Annotated in this window: 11 protein-coding genes and 1 pseudogene; 7 read left to right on the forward strand and 5 right to left on the reverse strand. The window is 71.2% G+C overall.

What is annotated here, in order from left to right; translation table 11 throughout:
* Positions 1 to 43 precede the first annotated feature (43 nt).
* Positions 44 to 856 (reverse strand): hypothetical protein, encoded by an 813-nt coding sequence (locus tag KZ829_RS25360; protein WP_308285654.1) that lies wholly within the window; start codon positions 854 to 856, stop codon positions 44 to 46.
* Positions 857 to 865: 9 nt separating this feature from the next.
* Positions 866 to 2,527 (reverse strand): serine/threonine-protein kinase, encoded by a 1,662-nt coding sequence (locus tag KZ829_RS44150; protein WP_220146426.1) that lies wholly within the window; start codon positions 2,525 to 2,527, stop codon positions 866 to 868.
* A gap of 323 nt (positions 2,528 to 2,850) precedes the next feature.
* Between KZ829_RS44150 and KZ829_RS25370 the strand changes: the two genes are divergently transcribed.
* The 3 genes from KZ829_RS25370 to KZ829_RS25380 all read left to right on the forward strand — a co-directional run bounded on the left by KZ829_RS25370 (position 2,851) and on the right by KZ829_RS25380 (position 9,024).
* On the forward strand, positions 2,851 to 6,720 hold the full coding sequence (locus KZ829_RS25370) for a Pls/PosA family non-ribosomal peptide synthetase (RefSeq protein WP_220146427.1): 3,870 nt from the start codon (positions 2,851 to 2,853) through the stop codon (positions 6,718 to 6,720).
* The gene (locus KZ829_RS25375) at positions 6,717 to 8,045 is read left to right on the forward strand and encodes a M1 family metallopeptidase (protein WP_220146428.1); all 1,329 of its coding nucleotides are present in this window, start codon (positions 6,717 to 6,719) and stop codon (positions 8,043 to 8,045) included. The genes KZ829_RS25370 and KZ829_RS25375 overlap by 4 nt, the downstream gene beginning before the upstream one ends.
* A gap of 118 nt (positions 8,046 to 8,163) precedes the next feature.
* Positions 8,164 to 9,024 (forward strand): glycoside hydrolase family protein, encoded by an 861-nt coding sequence (locus KZ829_RS25380; protein WP_246636255.1) that lies wholly within the window; start codon positions 8,164 to 8,166, stop codon positions 9,022 to 9,024.
* Here the strand turns inward: KZ829_RS25380 and KZ829_RS25385 are convergent.
* Together KZ829_RS25385 and KZ829_RS25390 are read right to left on the reverse strand one after the other, a co-directional pair.
* Positions 8,954 to 10,051 (reverse strand): annotated as a pseudogene (locus KZ829_RS25385) (RNA-guided endonuclease InsQ/TnpB family protein); the annotation flags it as partial. The gene KZ829_RS25380 and the pseudogene KZ829_RS25385 overlap by 71 nt on opposite strands.
* A 12-nt stretch (positions 10,052 to 10,063) precedes the next feature.
* Positions 10,064 to 10,255 (reverse strand): helix-turn-helix domain-containing protein, encoded by a 192-nt coding sequence (locus KZ829_RS25390; protein WP_220146430.1) that lies wholly within the window; start codon positions 10,253 to 10,255, stop codon positions 10,064 to 10,066.
* 128 nt (positions 10,256 to 10,383) lie between these two features.
* On the opposite strand from KZ829_RS25390, the gene KZ829_RS25395 reads away from it, so the two are divergent.
* From KZ829_RS25395 to KZ829_RS25410, 4 genes are all read left to right on the forward strand, one after another.
* Positions 10,384 to 11,403, forward strand: coding sequence for a glycoside hydrolase family 5 protein (locus KZ829_RS25395; protein ID WP_246636256.1), 1,020 nt, complete (start codon positions 10,384 to 10,386; stop codon positions 11,401 to 11,403).
* A 255-nt stretch (positions 11,404 to 11,658) separates the two neighbouring features.
* Positions 11,659 to 13,569 (forward strand): Hsp70 family protein, encoded by a 1,911-nt coding sequence (locus tag KZ829_RS25400; protein WP_220146431.1) that lies wholly within the window; start codon positions 11,659 to 11,661, stop codon positions 13,567 to 13,569.
* Positions 13,570 to 13,787: 218 nt separating this feature from the next.
* The gene (locus KZ829_RS25405) at positions 13,788 to 16,952 is read left to right on the forward strand and encodes a LamG-like jellyroll fold domain-containing protein (RefSeq protein ID WP_220146432.1); all 3,165 of its coding nucleotides are present in this window, start codon (positions 13,788 to 13,790) and stop codon (positions 16,950 to 16,952) included.
* Between the two features lie 513 nt (positions 16,953 to 17,465).
* The gene (locus KZ829_RS25410; protein ID WP_220146433.1) at positions 17,466 to 19,307 is read left to right on the forward strand and encodes a rhamnogalacturonan lyase; all 1,842 of its coding nucleotides are present in this window, start codon (positions 17,466 to 17,468) and stop codon (positions 19,305 to 19,307) included.
* A 44-nt stretch (positions 19,308 to 19,351) separates the two neighbouring features.
* Here KZ829_RS25410 and KZ829_RS25415 read toward each other — a convergent pair whose 3' ends face one another.
* The gene (locus KZ829_RS25415) at positions 19,352 to 20,797 is read right to left on the reverse strand and encodes a family 43 glycosylhydrolase (protein WP_220146434.1); all 1,446 of its coding nucleotides are present in this window, start codon (positions 20,795 to 20,797) and stop codon (positions 19,352 to 19,354) included.
* Positions 20,798 to 20,918 lie beyond the last annotated feature (121 nt).

Raw genomic sequence — 20,918 nt, forward strand, 5'->3', positions numbered from 1 at the left:
CCGGGCGAGCAGGCCGACCGCCCGGGTCAGGATCTCCGGAGCATCAGCGGCGGCAGCGGTAGACGACCGGCGCCGTGGCCTGGACCGGTGACGGCTCGATGATGTTGACGGTGGCGGTCTCGGTGGCCCTGCCGACGCCGCTGAACGTCCAGGTGAGCGTGAGGGTGGCGGTGTCCTGCCCGCGGCCCACCCGCTCGGTGAGCACCGGTCCCGGCGGCGCGTCCGAGCGGAACCACTGGTAGCGGATCGTGCCGCCGCGGCCGTTGGTGCGCACGGTGGCGACCACGTCGACGGCGACGTCGCAGCGGTTTCCGGCGGGCCGGGGCACGGCCACCGTGGCGCCCTCCACCTCGAGGGGGCGCAGCCGCTGCCACAGGTAGAGGCCGACCACCACGACCAGCGCGAGGGTCAGCAGGCCGGAGACCAGCGACACCAGCCGGCGCAGCAGCGGGCGCGGGCGGGTGGCCGGGGCGGCGGCCGGCCAGGCGGGGGTGGCCACCGGGGTCGCCGGCACGCCGGGCCCGAAGCGCATCTCACTGTGGGTGCGGATGGTCGGCTCGGACTCACCGCCGGCGTGGACGGTCGGCGCGGGCGGAGGGCCCGCGTGGACGGTCGGGGCGAGCGGCGGCCCGGACAGGTGCACGGTCCGGTCGGGCGAGCCGATGGAGACGGTCGCGTCCGGGTCGGCGAAACGAGCGGTGCGCTCGTCCGAAGAACCGGCGAAGTCCGAGGAACCGGCGAAGTCCGAGGAACCGAGATAGGCGGTGCGCTCGTCGGGAGTACCGGGGCGGCCGATGGTCCGCCACGGATCGGCGGGCTCCGGCATCGCCCGCTCGTCGAAGGGTTCCTCCGGCACGGCGTACTCCTAACCGGGGGTGCAGATGTTGTCGAGGGTCACGTACACCGGTTTCGCCGACGGGCCCGAGTTGCCGGCGGCGTCGACGGCGACGACGGTGATCGGGATCCGGGTGGCCGCCTTGGGCATCGGCAGCGAGGTGAGCGTCCCCCGGAAGAGGTTGCGGCCGGCCGAGCTCATCGCGACGGTCGAGGTGGTGCCGTTCAGGGTGTAGCGGAAGGTCACCTTCAGGTCGGCCGCCCCGCTCACGTCGTCGGTGACGGTGGCCGTGACGGTGCTCGACCGGTTGCCGTAGGTGCACTTCTCCGACTCCAGCCTGGTCGGGCCGGCCCGGACCGCGCCGACCGTGGGCGCGACGGTGTCCGGCGGAGGCGTGGGGGAGGTGCTGACCGACGGGCTCGGCGCGGCTGGGGTGGTGGTCGTCGTGGTGGCCGGCGGGGACGGTGTCCTGGTGACCGGGGCCGTCGTCGCGGTCGGGCCGGTCGTCGCGCCCGGCGTCTCCGGGCTCTCCGTGGTCGACGTGACCGTGGGTGTCGCCGACGCGGCCGGGGGGACGGTGCCGGACGGTTCGGTCGATGCCGGGGCGGCCGCGGTGGGGCTGCCGGCCTCACCCGCCGCGATGACGGGGGAGACGTCGTCGGCGGCGGCGAAGCGGTATCCCGCCCCGCCGATCACCAGGGTCGCGACGACGGCGGCCGCGGCGAACACGGTCACCTTGCGGCTGCGGCTGCGGCGGCCGGTGGCGGTGCCGGCGCCGACCGTCGTGGAGGCGAGGCTGGTGGCGCTCTCGGCGCGGTCGGGGAACGGCCACAGCATGGCGAGCAGGGCGGCCCGGCGGGCCAGCTCGCGCAGCCCGCGGTCCTCCCAGTCCGGCCCGTACGCCGCACCGGCCACCCGCTCCAGGATGTCGAGGAAGGCGAGGGCGTGTGCGGGCCGGTCGGCGGGCAGCTTGGCCATGCCCTGCCGGAGCAGGTCGTGCACCGGCGCCGGGGCCGGATCGGTCGGGATGGGCGCGTTGGCGTGCTGGTCGTGCAGGGCGAACAGGTTCGCCCCGTCGTACGGCGGCCGGCCGGTGAGGCACTCGTAGAAGGTGGCGGTGGCGGCATAGATGTCGCAGGCGGGTGTCGCCGGGGCGCCGGTCCACTGCTCGGGGGCCATGTAGCGTGGCGTGCCGGTGACGACGGTGCCGGTGCCCTGACCGGCCTGCGTGGCGATGCCGAAGTCGGCGAGCTTGCTCAGCCCCTCGCCGGTGACCAGCACGTTCTCCGGCTTGTAGTCCCGGTGCACGACGCCGTGGCCGTGCGCCGCGGCCAGCCCGGCGAGGGAGCCTTTCAGCACCACCAGCGCCGACTCGGGGGTGGTCGGGCCGTTCTCCCGCAGCATCTGCCGCAGGGACACCCCGTTGACCAGCTCCATCACGATCGCCGCGCCGTCGGCGGTCTCCACGTACTCGTAGAGGCGGGAGACGTGCGGGTCGTCGATCTCGCCGAGCAGCCGCGCCTCCCGGCGGAACGCGGCCCGGAAGGCGGCGTCGTCGCCGAGCACGTGCACCAGGTACTTGATGGCGACCGGGGTGCCGGTCTCGTCGTGGGTGGCGAGCACGACGCTGCCCGACGCGCCGGCGCCGAGCTGACGAACGGTCGTGTAGCCGGACAGCTGCCAGCTGCTCATGTCGACCCACTCCACCATCCAAGGGGCGGAGGCCCCCTCCGCCGCGCCGATCATTCTGGTCGCGGAACAGCCACCCGGGGGATCAGCGCATCGGGTGATTTCCCCGGCCGGATCGGCGACCTCGAATGCGTCCGGGGCTCGAACGTGTTCTGACCAGGCCGACGCTATCCACTCGCCGCAAGTGCCAAAAATCGGTGCGTAATGTGGGCATCGCGGTGTGTCAGTAGACACGTATACGTCATTCCGGCGTCGTTCTCCGTTCTCGTCTCGTAGTTTCGAAGGCTGCCGCGGACGGTTTCCGAGGCGGAGAGGAAGTGCGCCCGGTGACCGCGACGACCGACCTGCGACTGATCGAGCTTCCGGAGCTCACTCTCGAGCCGGAGGCCCCGGCGGTGTTCCGCTCCCGGTCCACCCCGGTCCGGCGCACGCTGGTCGACATCCTCGACGCGACGATCGCGGCCCACGCCGATTCCCCCGCGATCGGCACCGACGCCGGCACGCTGACCTACCGGCGGCTGTCCGCCGAGGTGGAGGCGCTGCGTGCCACGCTGAGCGGCCACGGTATCGGCGTCGGCGACCGGGTCGGCGTCCGCATCTCCTCCGGTACGGCGGAGCTGTACCTGGCCATCCTCGGCGTGCTGGCGGCCGGCGCCGCGTACGTGCCGGTGGACGCCGACGACCCGGAGGAGCGCGCCGAGCTCGTCTTCGCCGAGGCGGGCGTCTGCGCCGTCCTGGGCGACGGCTTGGACGTGTCGCCGCGGCGTACCCCCCAGGGGCGGCCCGGGCGCCCGGGCCCGGCCGACGACGCCTGGATCATCTTCACCTCGGGATCCACCGGCACCCCGAAGGGGGTGGCGGTCCCGCACGGCGCCGCCGCCGCGTTCGTGGACGCCGAGGCGCAACTGTTCCTCACCGGTGACGGCGTCGCGCCGCTCGGGCCGGGCGACCGCGTCCTGGCCGGCCTGTCGGTGGCCTTCGACGCGTCCTGTGAGGAGATGTGGCTCGCCTGGCGGCACGGCGCCTGCCTGGTGCCGGCCGCGCGGTCGCTGGTGCGCAGCGGCGTCGACCTGGGCCCGTGGCTGGCCGGGCAGCGCATCACGGTGGTGTCCACGGTGCCGACGCTCGCCGCGCTGTGGCCCGCCGAGGCGCTCGAGGACGTCCGGCTGCTGATCTTCGGTGGCGAGGCGTGCCCGCCCGAGCTGGCCGAGCGGCTGGCCGTCGGGGGCCGTGAGCTGTGGAACACGTACGGGCCGACCGAGGCGACCGTGGTGGCCTGCGCCGCCCGGATGACCGGCGACGGCCCGGTGCGGATCGGGCTGCCACTGGCCGGCTGGGAGCTGGCCGTCGTCGACCCGTCCGGTGAGCCGGTCACCATGGGGCAGACCGGCGAGCTGGTGATCGGCGGCGTCGGCCTGGCCCGCTACCTGGACGCCGCCAAGGACGCCGAGAAGTTCGCGCCGCTGTCCGCCCTGGACTGGGACCGCGCCTACCGCAGCGGCGACATCGTCCGGGCCGAGCCGGAGGGCCTGCTGTTCCTGGGCCGCGGCGACGAGCAGGTGAAACTCGGCGGCCGCCGGATCGAGCTGGGCGAGGTGGACGCCGCTCTCCAGGCACTGTCCGGGGTGGCCGGCGCGGCCGCCGCGGTGCAGCGGACCGCCGGCGGCAACCAGCTCCTGGTCGGCTACCTGGTGCCGCGCGACGGCGACGGCTTCGACCTGGCCGCCGCCAACCGGCGGATCCGCGAGCAGCTCCCGGCCGCGCTGGTCCCGCTGCTGGCCGTGGTGGACGGGCTGCCGACCCGCACCTCGGGCAAGGTGGACCGGGCGGCGCTGCCCTGGCCGCTGGCCGTACCCGGCGCATCGCCGGACGGCGAGCTGACCGCGACCGAGCAGTGGCTGGCCGGCGGCTGGGAGGAGATCCTCGGGGTCCGCCCGGCCGAGCCCGGCGCCGACTTCTTCAGCAGCGGCGGCAGCAGCCTGAACGCGGCACAGCTGGTCGCCTGGATCCGGCGGGACCACCCGCGGGTGTCGGTGGCCGACGTCTACCAGAACCCGCGACTGTCCGAGATGGCGAGCGTGCTCGACGGCCTCGGCACCGAGACCACGGTCCACCGGGCGGTGCGGCCCACGCCCCGGCGGACCGGTTTCGTCCAGGCCCTGCTCATGGTGCCGATGCTGGCGATGGTGGGGCTCCGCTGGCTCACCGTGGCCGCCGCTCTCGGGAAGATCCTGGGGCTGCTCCCGGCGGTCTCCTGGTGGTGGATCGCGGCGTCCTGGGCGCTGCTGTTCAGCCCGCCGGGCCGGATCGTCATGGCCGCGGCCGCCGCCCGGCTGCTGCTGCGCGGCGTCGGCCCCGGCGCCTACCCGCGCGGCGGACAGGTCCACCTCAGACTGTGGGCTGCCGAACGCTTCGCCGAACTGACCGGCGCGACCGGGGTGGCCGGGGCGGGCTGGATGATCACCTACGCGAAGGCGCTCGGCGCGCGGCTCGGCCGGGACGTCGACCTGCACTCCGCGCCGCCGGTCACCGGGCTGCTCAAACTCGGGCGCGGCGCGGCGATCGAGCCGGAGGTCGACCTCTCCGGCTACTGGGTCGACGGTGACGTGGTCCGGATCGGCACGGTGCGCGTCGGCGCCGGCGCCCGGGTCGGCTCCCGGAGCACCCTGATGCCCGGCGCACGGGTCGGTAGGGGCGCGCGGATCGGCGCCGGCTCTACCGTGACCGGCACGGTGCCGGCCGGACAGCGCTGGGCCGGTTCCCCGGCCGTACCGGTCGCCGGGAAGGACGCGACCGGCTGGCCGGAGCGCCGCCCCGAGCCCTCCCGGCTCGGCGGCCCGTTCTGGGTGGCCGCCTACAGCGCCACCGCGCAGCTTATGGGCCTCCTCCCGGTACTGGCCGCGCTGCCCGCGCTCGCCCTGGTCGGCTGGGCGTTCACGGGTGGGCCCGCGCTGCTCGCCGTCCCGGCCGCGCCGGTCGCCTACCTGGTCGCCTACGCCCTGCTCGTGCTGGTGGCGGTCCGCCTGCTCAGCATCGGCCTGCGGGAGGGGTTCCACCCGGTCCGCGGGCGGGTCGCCTGGCAGGTGTGGACCACCGAGCGCCTGATGGGGATGGCCCGGGTCGCGCTGTTCCCGATCTACTCCAGCATGTTCACCCCGGTGTGGCTGCGCCTGCTCGGGGCGAAGGTGGGCCGTGGCGCGGAGATCTCCACGGTGCTGGCGGTCCCGGCCATGACCACCGTCGACGACCACGCGTTCCTGGCCGACGACACGATGGTGGCCACCTACGAGCTGAGCCACGGCTGGCTGCGGGTCGCCCCGGCCCGGATCGGCAAGCAGGCGTTCCTCGGCAACTCCGGGATGGCCGCGCCGGGCCGGTCGGTGCCCAAGCGCGGCCTGGTCGGGGTGCTCTCGTCGGCGCCGCGCCGGGCGAAGAAGGGCTCGTCCTGGCTGGGCGCCCCGCCGATGCCGCTGCGCCGCGTCGTCGAGGCGGCCGACACCGGCCGCACCTTCGCCCCGCCGCTGCGCCTGCGGCTGGCCCGGGCCGCGATCGAACTGTGCCGGGTCGTCCCGGTGATCTGCGCCGGCGCCCTGGCGGTCCTGGTGCTCGCCGTGCTCACGCTGATCTGGCGGACCGCCGGCGGACCGGTGGCCGCGCTCGCCGCCGGGCCGGTGCTGTCCGCCGCCGCGATCGTCGCGGCGCTCACCGCGTCGGCCGCGAAGTGGCTGCTGGTCGGCCGGTTCCGGGCCGGCGAGCGGGCGCTGTGGACGTCGTTCGTCTGGCGCAACGAGCTCGCCGACACGTTCGTCGAGGTGCTCGGCGCGCCCTGGCTGTTCCGGTTCGTCACCGGGACGCCACTGCTGAACCTGTGGCTGCGGACGCTCGGCGCGCGGATCGGCCGTGGTGTGTGGCTGGAGACGCTGTGGCTGCCGGAGTTCGACCTGGTCCGTCTCGGCTCCGGCGCGACCGTGAACCGGGGGTGCGTGGTGCAGACCCACCTGTTCCATGATCGGATCATGAGCATGGATGAGGTCACTCTCGGGGCCGGCGCCACCCTCGGCCCACACGGCATCGTGCTGCCCGGCGCGAGCATCGGCGCCCGGACCACCGTGGGCCCCGGCTCGCTGGTCACCCGCGGCGACGCCGTGCCCGCCGACACCCGCTGGCTCGGCAACCCGATCGCGACCTGGGCATGAACCCACCGGCCACGCCGGGCGCCGACCGTTCCCCCGATCCCTACCTGCCGGAGCACGGCAACGGCGGCTACCGGGTGCTGCACTACGAACTCGACCTCGACTACCGGGTGGTGTCGAACCGGCTGGCCGGGAAGGCGATCGTCACGGCACGGGCGGTCCAGCCGCTGTCGCGGTTCAGCCTGGACCTGGCCGGGATGCGGGTCCAGGGGGTGCGCGTCGACGGCCGCCCGGCGAGCTTCGACCACCGGCGGGGCAAGCTCCGGATCAAGCCGGAGCGCCCGATCGGCTACGGCGTCACCTTCAAGACCGAGATCCGGTACGGGGGGAAGCCCGCCCCGGTCTCCGGGCGGTGGGGCGACATCGGGTGGGACGAGCTGACCGACGGTGTGCTCGTGGCGAGCCAGCCGAACGGGGCGCCGTCCTGGTTCCCGTGCAACGACCGGCCCGACGACAAGGCCAGTTTCCTGGTGCGGTTCACCGCGCCGTCGCCGTACACCGTGCTGGTCACCGGCGACCTGGTGTCGCGCCGCCGCGGGGCCGGCTCGACCACCTGGGTGTACGAGCGCGACGAGCCGACCGCCCCGTACCTGATGAGCGTCCAGATCGGCCGCTACGACCTGGTGGAGCTGGCCGCCGGCGGGGTGACCCAGCGGGCCGCGATCACACCGCGGGTGCGGCACGCCTTCCGGCACGACTTCGGCCGGCACGGCGAGATCATGACGGCCCTGGAGCGGCTGTTGGGGCCGTACCCGTTCCGCGAGTACGTCGTGGTGGTCACCGACGACGAGCTGGACGACCCGGTCGAGGCGCAGGGCATGGCCGTCTTCGGGCGCAACCACGTCGACGGGCGGCGCACCCACGAGCGGCTCGTCGTGCACGAGCTGGCCCATCAGTGGTTCGGCAACAGTCTGACGGTCGCCGACTGGCGGCACATCTGGCTCAACGAGGGCTTCGCCACGTACGCCGAATGGTTGTGGTCCGAGGTCTCCGGCGGCGTGCCGGAACATGTGCACGCGGCCCGATGGCACGCCTGGGCGGCGGCGCAGCCGGCGACCGTCGTCGTCGGTGACCCGGGCGTGGACAAGATGTTCGACCCGCGCGTCTACAAGCGCGGCGCGCTGACCCTGCACGCCCTGCGCGTACGGGTCGGTGAACAGGCGTTCTTCCCGCTGCTGCGCTCCTGGGTGGCCGAGCACCGGCACCGGACCGTGACGACCGCGCAGTTCAAGGCGCACGCCGCCCGCTTCACGGCCGCGCCGCTGGACGATCTGTTCACCGCGTGGCTGGACCGCCCGGCGCTGCCGCCGCCCCCGCGCCTGCTCTGACCTTTCACCGGCGCCGTTCATGTTCGCTTGTGAACGGTTCTGAGTGCCCTTGCTCGCTTCGTGGACACGTGCCTGCCCGACTGAACATATTCAGGTGCGGTCCACGAAGGGAGCAAGGATGAAACGCATTCTGATGGCGGTGACCGGACTGGTCGCGCTCGTCCTCGGCGGCCTGGCCCTGCCCCAGCCCGCCAGTGCGGCGACGACGCTGATCTACGCCACCTTCAAGGGCGACGGCGCGGCCGACCAGGAGCTGTGGATCTACCAGTCCACCAACGGCGGCACCACCTACAACGTCCTGTACGACACCAACTTCCGGGGCCCGACCGGGGTGCTGCGCGACCCGAGCATCATCAAGCGGGGCAGCACCTACTTCATCGCCTACACCTGGCAGTCCTGGACGACGAACTCGACGTACTTCGCGGTGGCCCGCAGCACCGACCTGCTGAACTGGACCAACATCGCCACGGTCCCGTCCGGGATCAGCAGCACCCGGTTCACCTGGGCGCCGGAGTTCTACATCGAGGGCAGCACGGTCAACATCATCACCAACGTGGCCCAGACGACCTGCTCCAACTGCTTCCGGCCGTACGTCTACACGGCCCAGAACAGCGACCTCACCTCGTGGAGCGGGCCGCAGCAGATGTGGGGCCTCGGCTTCAACCACATCGACGCGTACGTGGTGAAGTCCGGCAGCACCTGGCACTCCTTCGTCAAGAACGAGACCACCAAGTACATCGAGCACTGGACCAGCACCGACCGGCTCACCGGCGGCTGGATCAACCGGGGCAACCTGTGGGCCTCGGGCTACGAGGGGCCGTCCCTGGTCCGGCTGGACGACGGCCGGTGGCGCATCTACATCGACAAGTACACCAACGGCGGGATCTGGACCGCGACCAGCTCCGACCTCAACACGTGGACCGGCCTGAGCGCGGTCGGCTGCTCCGGTTGCCGCCACGGCACCGCGATTCCCCGTTGACTTCTCCCCGCCCTGAAAGGGGCGGGGATTCCACTGGGTCGCCCCAGAGTGTTTCCTGCTTCATCGCCGGCTGCCCGCTCGGGAGGGTTCCCCGTTGAGGTCTCACGTCAGCTCGACAGGCTGTCACCGCCAGACCAGCGGCCAGAATATTGCGGGCCGCGTTCACGTCCCGATCATGCCTGCTACCGCAGGCGGCGCAGGTCCACTTCCGTGCCGACAGATCCATCTTCTCCGCCAGCGCCCCACACACCGAACAGAGCCGGGTCGACGGATACCAGCGCGGCACCACGATCAACGTTCGCCCGTACTCCTCAGCCTTATAGGTGATCAGTTGACGGAACAGCCGCCACGAGGCGTCGATGATCGCCCGGGCGAGGGTGTGGTTACGGACCATGTTGCGCACGGTGAGGTCTTCGATCACGAGCACTTGGTTCTCGCGCACGAGCCGAGTCGTCACCCGATGCAACAGATCCCGGCGCCGGTCGGCGATCCGGGCATGCACCCGCGCCACCTTCACCCGCGCCTTCTCCCGATTTCGGGAATCCTTCTCCTTGCGCGCGAGCACCCGCTGTGCCCGCGACAGCGCCTTACGCTCGCGTCTTTCGTGGCGTGGGTTCTCCACCTGCTCGCCATCGGAGAGGGTGAGCAGGTGAAGAAGGCCGGCGTCGATCCCGACCATCCTCCCTGTGGCTGGGGCGACGGCAGCGGGTACCTGGACACGCAGCGAGACGAACCATCGCCCGGCCCGGTCCTGCGACACCGTTACCGTCGACGGCACCACGCCCTCGGGCAACGGCCGAGACCACACCACTCGCAACGGCTCGTCAAGCAGCTTCGCCAGCCGCAGCTCACCCGGGGCGTACCGGAAAGCGCTCGCGGTGAACTCAGCCGATCGCCGCGACTTCTTCTTTGCCTTGAACCGCGGATACTGTGCCACCCCTTGGAAGAACCTGGTATAGGCGGCGTCCAGATGACGCAGTGCCTGCTGCAGCGGCACGCAGGACACTTCGTTCAAGAAGCCGTACTCGTCGGTCTTCTTTCAGCCGGTCAGCATCGCCGATGTCGCGCTGTAGCCGACCTTCTCCTCCCGCTGCTTCCAGGATTCACGACGAGCCTGCAGCCCCAGGTTGTAGACCAGCCGCACGCACCCGAACGTTCGTGTCAGCAGCTCGGCCTGGGTTGGGGTCGGGTAGAAGCGGTACTTGTACCCGCGCTCCACCATCGCGACCATCCACACAGGATAGAACAACCGTACGGGCGTGCTTCCAGCGGCTCGGCTACTCGTACCCCGTTCGACAGGGCATTTCGTTTCCCCTCAATTTCTGGCCCGAAGGCCGGAGTATCCACGGAAGGACCCCGATGACACCGTTGCGCCGGCTCCTCACCCCCCTCCTGGTGACCGCCCTGACCGCGCTGGGCGCCGTCGCCGTCGGCTCGTCGCCGGCGGCCGCCGCCACCAACCAGTTCCGCGGCATGAACTGGGCGATGCTGGGCGACAACTTCAGCACCGGCCCGCTGGTCGTGCAGGGTCTCAGCTCGTCGGACAGCAACGCGACGGTCCGGGCCAAGGCCAACGCCCTGTACGACGACATGGCCGCGATCGGCGTCAACACGGTCCGGCTGCCGATCAACACGCACACCGTCGGTACGACGTGGTGGGAGAACTACCGGGGCGCCATCGACGCCGCCACCGCCCGCGGGTTCAAGGTGATCCTCGCCTATTGGGAGGACGGCGCCGCCTCCGGTGGCCGGATCACCAACATCGCGGCCTGGAACACCATGTGGTCGAAGGTGACCTACCAATACGGCGCGAACACCAGCGTCTACTTCGAGCCGATGAACGAGCCGCACGGCTACACCTCGGCGGAGTGGCGCAACGTGGCGGCGAACTGGATGAGCTACCACTACTCGGCGGTGCCGAGCCGGACGCTGATCGGCGGCACCGGGTACAGCCAGGACCTGCGGGACGTCTGCAACGACAGCCGGTTCAGCGGCACGCTGCTCTCGTTCCACCACTACGCGTTCTTCTACAGCGCGATGACCTACGACGCCTTCCGCAGCCACGTCCAGACCCGGCTCGGCAACTGTGCCTCCCGCGCCGTGGTGACCGAGTTCGGCGCCCCGATGTCGACCGGGCTCAACTACGCCGACGCCAACAGCACCGACAATTTCGTACGCCACATCCGCGCCGTCACCCAGGTCATGCGGGACAACCAGATGGGTGGCACCTACTGGCCGGCCCTGGGTGGCAAGCCCACCGGCACCTCGGGCTTCGACTACTACTCGATGTTCGCCTTCAGCGGCAGCGGCACCAACCTCAACCTGGCCGTCCGGAACGCCTCCGGCCGCGACCGCATCCGGTACGGGTGGGGCCTCTGACGCTCGGAACGGACCGGCCCCCTGCCACGGCACGCGCCGCCGTGGCAGGGGGCCGGTCCATGTCGAACATCCACGGCACGGGTGGAGCCGCGTGTCGGGGCCGCCCGCCGGTCCTCCCGGCGGCTCGCCCGGTGGTGTGAAGCCCGGCACGCCGGAGATCTCCCGGCGGCCCGGCCGTCCGCGTGACCCTATTCTGGTAGCCCCCGGACCCGGGGGAGGCAGGTCACGCCCTCGACCGGATCCGGAGTACTCGGGATGTATGCGCTCGGCATCGATCTGGGAACCACCTACACCGCCGCCGCCGTCTGGCGCTCCGGTCATGCCGAGATCGTCTCGCTGGGCAGCAGGACGGCGGCCGTCCCGACGGTGGTGCTGTTGCGGGCCGACGAGACCATCCTGACCGGCGAGATCGCCAGCCGGCGAGGGCTGACCGAACCGCACCGGATGGCCCGCGAGTTCAAGCGGCGCCTCGGTGACCCCACGCCGATCCTGCTCGGCGGGGTGCCGTACTCGGCCGAGTCGCTGATGGCCCGGATGCTGCGGGCCGTGATCGACGAGGTGTCGTCACGAGAGGGCGGCGAGCCGAACGCCATCTGCGTCTCGCATCCCGCCAACTGGGGGCCGTACAAGATCGATCTGTTGTATCAGGTGATCCGCCTCGCCGGCATCGAGCAGCCGGTCCAGTTGATCACCGAGCCACACGCCGCGGCGGTCTTCTACGCCCGGCAGCAGCGGCTGGAGCCGGACGCGACGGTTGCCGTCTACGACCTCGGCGGCGGCACCTTCGACGCGGCGGTGCTGCGCAAGACCCCGGACGGGTTCGAGCTCATCGGCAAGCCGGAGGGGATCGAGCGGCTCGGCGGCGTCGACTTCGACGCCGCCATCTTCGCCCACGTGGCCGGGGCGCTCGACGGCGCGCTGGACGACCTCGACGAACAGGATCCGGCGGCGAGCGCCGCGGTCGCCCGGCTCCGCGAGGAGTGCGTGCAGGCCAAGGAGGCGCTGTCGGCTGACACCGACGTGACGATCCCGGTGCTGCTGCCGGCCGTCACCACCGAGGTCCGGCTCACCCGCGCCGAGTTGGAGGCGATGGTCCGCCCGGTGCTGAGCGGCCCTATCGAGGCGCTGCGCCGGGCCGTCAGGTCGGCCGGGATCGAGCCGGCGGACCTGCACTCGGTGCTGCTGGTCGGCGGTTCGTCGCGGATTCCGCTGGTCGCGCAGCTGGTCGGTGCGGAGTTCGGGCGGCCGGTCGCGGTCGACGCCCACCCCAAGCATGCGGTGGCGCTCGGCGCGGCCTGGCATGCCGGTGCCTCGATCGCCGAGGCCCAGACGGCGCTGGTGCTGCCCGAGGCCGTCGACCCGTGGGCGACCGGCGCCGCGGAGGCGGTCGCCCCGGCCTGGCCGGACGCCCTCGTGGTTCCCGCCGGGCCCGCCCAGCCGGGCCCGCCGTCTCCGGTGGCGCTCTCCCCAGCGTCTTCGCCGGAGCCGGTCTCGTCCCCGGAGGTAGCCGGGCCGACTGCCGCCGTCGCGCTGCCCGCCGATGCGGCGACTCGGGTACGGACTCTCGGCGCTGTTCTGGCTGCCGCCGTGGTGGTGTTGCTCGCCGGCGTCACCGGCGCCGTCTGGGCCCTGAACAGGTTCGGCGGCGACGGCAAGAAGGACGTTCCGACGACCGAGGCCGGCATGCACAGCCCGCAGCACAGCCCGATCCCGAGCGGGGCCGCCGCGGCGGGCGCGAGCGTGCCGGCCGGCGCGGCCGCCGCCCCGGTGCCGGCCGACGAGGCGTGCACCGATCAGATGAGGCAGAGCCCTCGCTGGGTCTGCCTCACCCGGGCCACCGTCCGGGACGGAAGGTTCACCATCTGGTACGAGGCGGACTGGAACGGCGAGACCCCGGACACCGTGAAGGGCTTCCACCTGCATATCTACGGCGGCGACGGGCAGAGCCCCGACGAGACGACGATGGGCAGCCAGGCGACCGCACACGGCGAGTACTACTTCGAGGACCAGCAGCCCTCGGTGCGGCGGACCGCCGACGCCGACTTCGAGGCCGTCGGCGATGCCCCGAAGGTGTGCGCCCGCATCGCCAAGAGCGGGCACGGGCTGGCCAGGGCCGCCGACGGCAGCTACCACACCGGCAACTGCATCCCCATTCAGCGGGACTGACAGCCGCGCGCCGGTGCCGGGCCGGGCGGCACGACCACACCGTCAGCAGCGCTGTAACCATCCCCGACGGCACCGCCGTCGTGATCCGGTCGACCGCCGTCCGGTTCATGGAGGCGAGCTTTCGCGCGAACATGTCCGAAGCTGTTGCCTTCTGTTGACCTCATACATGCAAATAGTTCAGTGTGTTTGCAGTCTCGTCGATCGAAGGGAAACAATCGATGCCCCGATCACCCGGGAGAACCCTGCTCCTCGCCGTCCTGCTGGTTCTCTCCGTTCTCGGCGTACCCGCCGCGCCCGCCTCCGCGGCGGCGCCGGTGCACGGTCTCAAGGGTGAGTACTTCCGGATGTCCGCGCCGGGCGCCCGGGACTTCGCCGAACTCGGCGGGATCGTTCTCGATGCGAACATCGACCTGCCCGGCCTGGCCGGCACGTTCGAGTCGCTGACCGGGCGCACCGAGCACACCACCGCCCGCTGGACCGGGAGGATCACCGCGCCGGCCACCGGTGACTACACGTTCTCCATGATCGGCGACAACGGGTTCCGGTTCCTGATCGACGGGCGGCCGGTGATCGACCACTGGGTCGGTGACTGGGACCGCGAGCAGGTCAGCGCCCCGGTGCCGCTGGTGGCGGGGGAGGCGCACGACGTCCGCATCGAGATGTTCCAGGACGTCGGCGGCGCGAACCTGTTCCTGCGCTGGTCGGGCGCCGGGCTCGACAGGCAGATCATCCCGGAGAGCGCTTTCACGCCGCCGGACGGCTTCCAGATCTTCCCGGTCGCGTTCACCGTCCAGCCGGACGGCCGCACCCTGATCGCCGACTTCGACGCGGCCGTCGACGACCTCGGCACGCTGGCCGAGCACCTCAAGGTCGAGGTGGACACCACCGTCTTCCCCATCCGGAGCGTCCACAAGCGCGGCGACACGGCGGTCGTCACCCTCGCCGAGAAGATCCAGAAGAACCAGCGGGTCCGTGTCGGCTACGACGGCGCAGGCGGGCTCGTCGTCGGCGGCGAGACCGTCCCGCAGGTCATCCGCTCGGCGGTCAACACGTCCACGCACCGGCTCACGACGCCGTGGGGCGACCGGGTCGACGAGCGTCGTCCCCTGCCCGAATACCCGCGTCCACAGTTGATCCGCAAGGACTGGATCAACCTGAACGGGCCGTGGGAGTTCGCCGCCGCCGAGGCGGGGGAGCAGCCGGTCTTCGGCCGGGCCCTCGGTGAGCGGATCATCGTGCCCTACCCGGTCGAGTCGCTGCTGTCCGGCATCGAACGGCGCGAGGACCACATGTTCTACCGCAAGCTCGTCACCGTTCCCCGCGACTGGACCGGCAAGCGGATCAGGCTCAACTTCGGCGCCGTCGACTACGAGGCGAAGGTGTGGGTCAACGGAACGCTGGTCACCACGCACACCGGCGGCTACACGGCGTTCACCGCCGACATCACCGGCGCGCTCCGTGGGCACGGTCCGCAGGAGATCATCGTCGCGGTCACCGACGTGACCGGGCCGAACCAGCCGAAGGGCAAGCAGTCGCTGAACCCGGGCGGCATCGTCTACGAGCCGTCGTCCGGCATCTGGCAGACGGTCTGGATGGAGCCGGTCGCGCCGGTCGCCGTCGACGACCTCGTCATCACCTCCGACGTCGCGACCGGGTCGGTCATCGTGCGCGTGAACGCCGCGACGGCGGCCAAGGTCACCATCACCGCCAGGGACAAAAAGGGCAGAAAAGCGGGACAGGCTTCGGGTACGGCCAACGCCGACCTCAAAATCAAGATCGCCGAGCCCCGCCTGTGGAGCCCCGACGACCCCTACCTCTACGACCTCGACGTGAAGCTCGGCAGCGACACCGTTCGCGGCTACTTCGGGCTGCGCGAGGTGGCCGTACAGAACATCGGTGGTTTTCCGAAGCTGGTGCTGAACGGCAGGCCGATCTTCTCGCTCGCCACCCTCGACCAGGGCTTCTGGCCGGACGGCCTGTACACCCAGCCCAGCGACGCGGCCCTGCGCTTCGACCTGGAGGAGACGAAGAGGCTCGGTTTCAACGCGGTCCGCAAGCACATCAAGGTCGAGCCGGCCCGCTGGTACCGGCACGCCGACGAACTCGGCCTGCTCGTCTGGCAGGACTTCGTCTCCGCCGACATCAACGGCACGGCCGGTCAGGAGGCGTTCCTGAGCCAGGGCCGGGAGATGATGCGCCAACTGCACGGCTTCCCGTCGATCATCGGGTGGATCGTCTTCAACGAGGGCTGGGGCGAATGGGACCGCACGACGACGGGACAGATCGCCACCGCCGTCAAGATTGACGACCCGTCCCGCATCGTCAATGCGCACAGTGGCGTCAACTGTTGCGCGTCCAAGGGTGACTCCGGCAAGGGCGACGTGATCGACCACCACGACTACGTCAACAATGATCCGCCCTACCCGGACGCCACCCGCATCGCCATGGACGGTGAACACGGCGGCTTCACCCTGCGTACCCCCGGGCACATGTGGCCGGGCACGCCCGCCGTCATCTACAGCGGGGTCGCCGACAAGGCGGCACTGACCGCGAAGTACGTCGACAACACCGAGCGTTTCTACCTGGAGGCCGCCGGCGCGGAGTTGTCCGGCTCGGTCTACACCCAGATCACCGACCTGGAGACCGAGCTCAACGGCCTCTGGACCTACGACCGGCGAGAGATCAAGGTCGACCCCGCGGCGGTACGGGCGGTGAACGCGAAAGTGATCGCGGCCGGGGCGGCGTCCGGTCAGGCCCGGACGTATCCCGGGCACGGCGACTGGGACCTCGACGAGGGCAGCGGCCCGACCGCCCGCGACAGCGGCGGCGACAGCCACCTCACCCTGACCGGCGACACCGCGTGGGCTTCCGGCGTGAGCGGCACCGCGCTGCGGTTCGACGGTGACGGCGACTACGCCGACACGGCGGCGCCGGTGCTCGACACCACGAAGGACTACACGATCGCGGCCTGGGTGACCCTCGACGAACTGCCCGGCAACTACGCCACCGCGGTCAGTCAGGACGGCCGCCGCACCGAGAACCCCTTCTATCTCCAGTACGGGCAGGGCGCCTTCGCGTTCAGCACCCCCGGCGGCAACCGGGCCCGGCTGGTCACCACGCCCGAACTGAACCGCTGGTACCACCTGGCCGGCGTCCGCGACCACGCCACCGGCGAGATCCGCCTCTACGTCGACGGCCGGCGTGCCGCCACGGTGGCGGCCGGCCCGGACGTGGTGAGCACCGGCCCGCTGTCGGTGGGCCGGGCGAAGTACGCGGGCAACCGCACCGACTTCTGGTCCGGCTCGATCGACCGGGTGCACGCCTACGACCGCGGCCTGACCGACGAGGAGGTGACCGCCCTCTACACGGCCGAGGCCCACTGACCCGCTCCGGCGCCGGGATCGTTCTGATCCCGGCGCCGGCCGGCGTCCGAGGGTAGAGCACGGCCGCGCCGCCGGCGACCGCGACCGCCGGTACCGCGCCCATCAGCACGACCACCGCCACGGCCGAGAGCTTCAGCTGGTGATTCGAGCGTTTCAACCGGTCCAGTTCGCCCGCGTTCAGGTCGCGCATCGTCTCCCCCGGTCTCCGTGTCGTTCCGGCCGCCGGAATCTACGCGGGAAGATGCCGTGCCGGGTTGCCCGAAGCGTGCCGGACGGTGTCGTGTGACCATTCTGAGCTGCGGTGATATCCGGATCGTCGATCCCGGCCGGTGTCCGGCCGTGTCCAGCGCGAGGCCGAGAGTGCCGAAATTCAATCGATGGACATCGAAGCTTGACCCTCCATTGAATCGTTAACATACTCAAGAAACCGCGAGCCGCCCCGAGGCTCGTTCCGCCCGTGCTTTCCCCGAGCGCGGTCCGTGTGTCCCCGTTCCTGCACACGATGGGATCCCCATGCACATCGCTGCCCTACCCCGAAAGGCCGTCGCGCTGACGGCCACGACCCTGCTCCTGCTCGGCGGCGCCACCTCCGTGGCCGCCGCCGAGAGCGGCCCCCTCGCGGCTGTCGCGCCGTCCGCCCGTACCACTGAAGATCTTGATCGTGGTCTGATCGCTCTGCGCACGTCGCGGGGGAACTTCCTGTCGTGGCGGCTGCTCGCGTCGGACCCGGCCGGGGTGGCGTTCAACGTCTACCGCGGATCGGTCAAGGTCAACGCCGCGCCGATCGCCGCCGGCACGAACTACACCGACGCCGGCGCCCCGGCCGGCGCCTCCTACACCGTGCGGCCGGTCGTCGACGGCGCCGAGGCCGTCACCCTGGCCGCCGAGGAACCCAGCGTCGGGCTGCTGGCCGCCTACCAGGACGTGCCGATCCAGATCCCGGGCGGCGGCACCACGCCGGACGGGGTGGCCTACACCTACTCGGCCAACGACGCGTCGGTGGGCGACCTCGACGGCGACGGCCAGTACGAGATCGTTCTCAAGTGGGACCCCTCGAACGCCAAGGACAACTCGCAGTCCGGCTACACCGGCAACGTGTTCATCGACGCCTACAAGCTCAACGGCACCCGGCTGTGGCGCATCGACCTGGGCCGCAACATCCGGGCGGGCGCGCACTACACCCAGTTCCAGGTGTTCGACTACGACGGCGACGGCAGGGCCGAGGTCGCCATGAAGACCGCCGACGGCACGAAGGACGGCGCCGGCGTGGTGATCGGCAGTTCGAGCGCCGACTACCGCAACTCGTCGGGCTACATCCTGTCCGGTCCCGAGTTCCTGACCGTGTTCAACGGGCAGACCGGGCGGGCCGTGGCCACCGCCGACTACGTGCCCGCCCGCGGCACCGTCTCGTCGTGGGGCGACTCCTACGGCAACCGCGTCGACCGGTTCCTGGCCGGGACCGCCTACCTCAACGGGTCGTACCCGAGCATCATCATGGCCCGCGGCTACTACACCCGCAGCGTGATCGCCGCCTGGGACTTCCGCAACGGCACGCTGACCCGGAAGTGGACGTTCGACAGCAACTCGTCCACCAACGGCTCCGCCTGGGCCGGGCAGGGAAACCACCAGCTGTCCATCGCCGACGTGGACGCCGACGGGCGCGACGAGATCATGTACGGCGCCATGGCGGTCGACGACAACGGCTACGGACTGTGGACCACGGGCCGGGGACACGGCGACGCCTACCACGTCAGCGACCTGATCCCGAGCCGCTCGGGGCAGGAGGTCTTCAAGGTGTCCGAGGACGGCAGCAAGCCGGCCATGTGGATGGCCGACGCGCGCACCGGTGCTCTGATCTGGTCGACTCCGTCGTGCGGCTGCGACAACGGCCGGGGCGTGTCGGCCGACATCTACGCGGGCAGCGCGGGCGCCGAGTCGTGGTCGTCGGCGGTCGACGGGCTGCGCAGCGCCAGCGGCGCGAACATCGGCCGCAAGCCGTCGTCGACGAACTTCGTGATCTGGTGGGACGGTGACGCCCAGCGCGAGCTGCTCGACCAGACCCGGATCGACAAGTACGGGACCGGCGGCGACACCCGGCTGCTGACCGCCAGCGGCGTGCACTCGAACAACGGCACCAAGGCCACCCCGTCGTTGCAGGCCGACATCCTCGGTGACTGGCGGGAGGAGGTCATCTGGCCGACCACGAACAACACCGCCCTGCGGATCTACTCGACCACCGATTCGACCAGCATCTCGCGGGCCTCGCTGATGCAGGACCGGCAGTACCGGGAGGCGGTCGCCTGGCAGAACACCGCGTACAACCAGCCGCCGCACCCGAGCTTCGCGATCGGCTGAGTGGGTTGTTGCGGGGGCGGGAACCCGCCCCCGCAACAGATGCGTCAGCCGAGGCGCCAGTTCTGGGCGGCCAGGCTGTTGCAGGTGTAGAGGGAGAGGCGGGCGCCGTTGGCGGCGTCCCAGTTGTAGTTGTCCAGGCACGTGTTGCCGGCGACGTTGCGCAGCGAGAACCAGCCGCTGCCCCGGTCGAGCACGATCCACTGCTGGCTGGTGGAGCCGTTGCAGGTGTAGAGGCCGACGTCGGCGTTCGCGGCGGTGCTGGCGTTGATGTTCGACAGGCAGGTGCCGGTGTTGCGGTTACGGATCTCGTAGTACGACCCGTTCTTGTAGGTCAGCTCGAAGTGCTGGGCCGTGCCGCCGTTGCAGTCGTAGAGGCGGACCAGCGCGTTCAGCGTGGTGTCACGGTTGTAGTTGTCGACGCACCGGTTGCTGTGCTGGCCCCGGATGCCCGGGTTGGTGACGGTGCTCGGGATCGGCTGGCCGAAGAACGGGTCGCCGTTCTCCCGCCACAGCAGCTGCTGCACCCGGGTGTGCCGGTTCGGGTCGGTCAGCGCGTCCGGCGTCGGGGTGGCGTAGTCGCGGGCGTGGTAGACCAGCATGTCGGTGACGCCGTCCTCGGCGACCGTGAAGCTGCCGTGGCCCGGGCCGTAGACGCCGTTCGCGGTCTGGAAGACCGGGTTCGGGTGCTTGTACCAGGACGCCGGGCTGAGCAGATCGCTGGTGTCCCACGAGGACAGCAGGCCCAGCTTGTAGCGGGAGTCGGTGGCGGACGCCGAGTAGGCGATGTAGACGCGGCCGTTCTTGACCAGCGGCGACGGCCCTTCGACGACGCCGGCGACGCCCTCCTTCTCCCAGGCCACGGTGGGCCGGGCGATCTCCACGGCGGTCCCGGTGATCGCGGTCGGGCCGTTCATCCGGGCGAGGTACATGTGGCTGTTGAAGCTGGTGGACGGGCTGTCCTGGGCCCAGGCGAAGTAGCGGACGCCCTTGTTGACGAAGACCGCGGCGTCCAGCTGGAACGACTCCCAGCCGGTGTTGAAGCGCTGCGGGGCGCTCCACGTACCGGTCATCGGGTTGGCGCTGGTGTTGCGGATCCAGTAGAGCCGCTGGTCGAAGACGGCGGTGCTGGGCGACGCCGAGAAGTACATGTACCAGGCGCCGTCGATGTACTGGATGTCGGGCGCCCAGATCCAGCCGCTGAGGGCGCCGCTGGACGGGGCGACGAACGCGTTGCTCGTGGCGGCGGTGCCGAGCCCCTGGAGGGTGGTGGCACGGCGCAGCTCGACGCGCTTGTAGTCGGGCACCGACGCGGTCATGTAGTAGTAGCCGTCGGTGTGCTTGAAGATCGCGGTGTCGGCGCGCTGCGAGACGACCGGGTTCTTGACGCTGATGTATTGGGCGGACGCCGGGGAGGCGAAGCCGGCCAGCAGCACGACCGTCACGGCCAGCGCGACGGTGAGCTTGCGACGGATTCGAGCACGAAGACCCATCGATGACTTCCTTGTGGGTGGGGACGGGGATGTGTGATCGTTAACATGCACGTCGATCGCCCGTCACGTCAAGAAACATCGCCGAAATAGAAGGCGGTCGCAGAGGCTGGAGATCAAGCCT

This window comes from Actinoplanes hulinensis (assembly GCF_019429605.1).
GTDB lineage: Bacteria > Actinomycetota > Actinomycetes > Mycobacteriales > Micromonosporaceae > Actinoplanes > Actinoplanes campanulatus.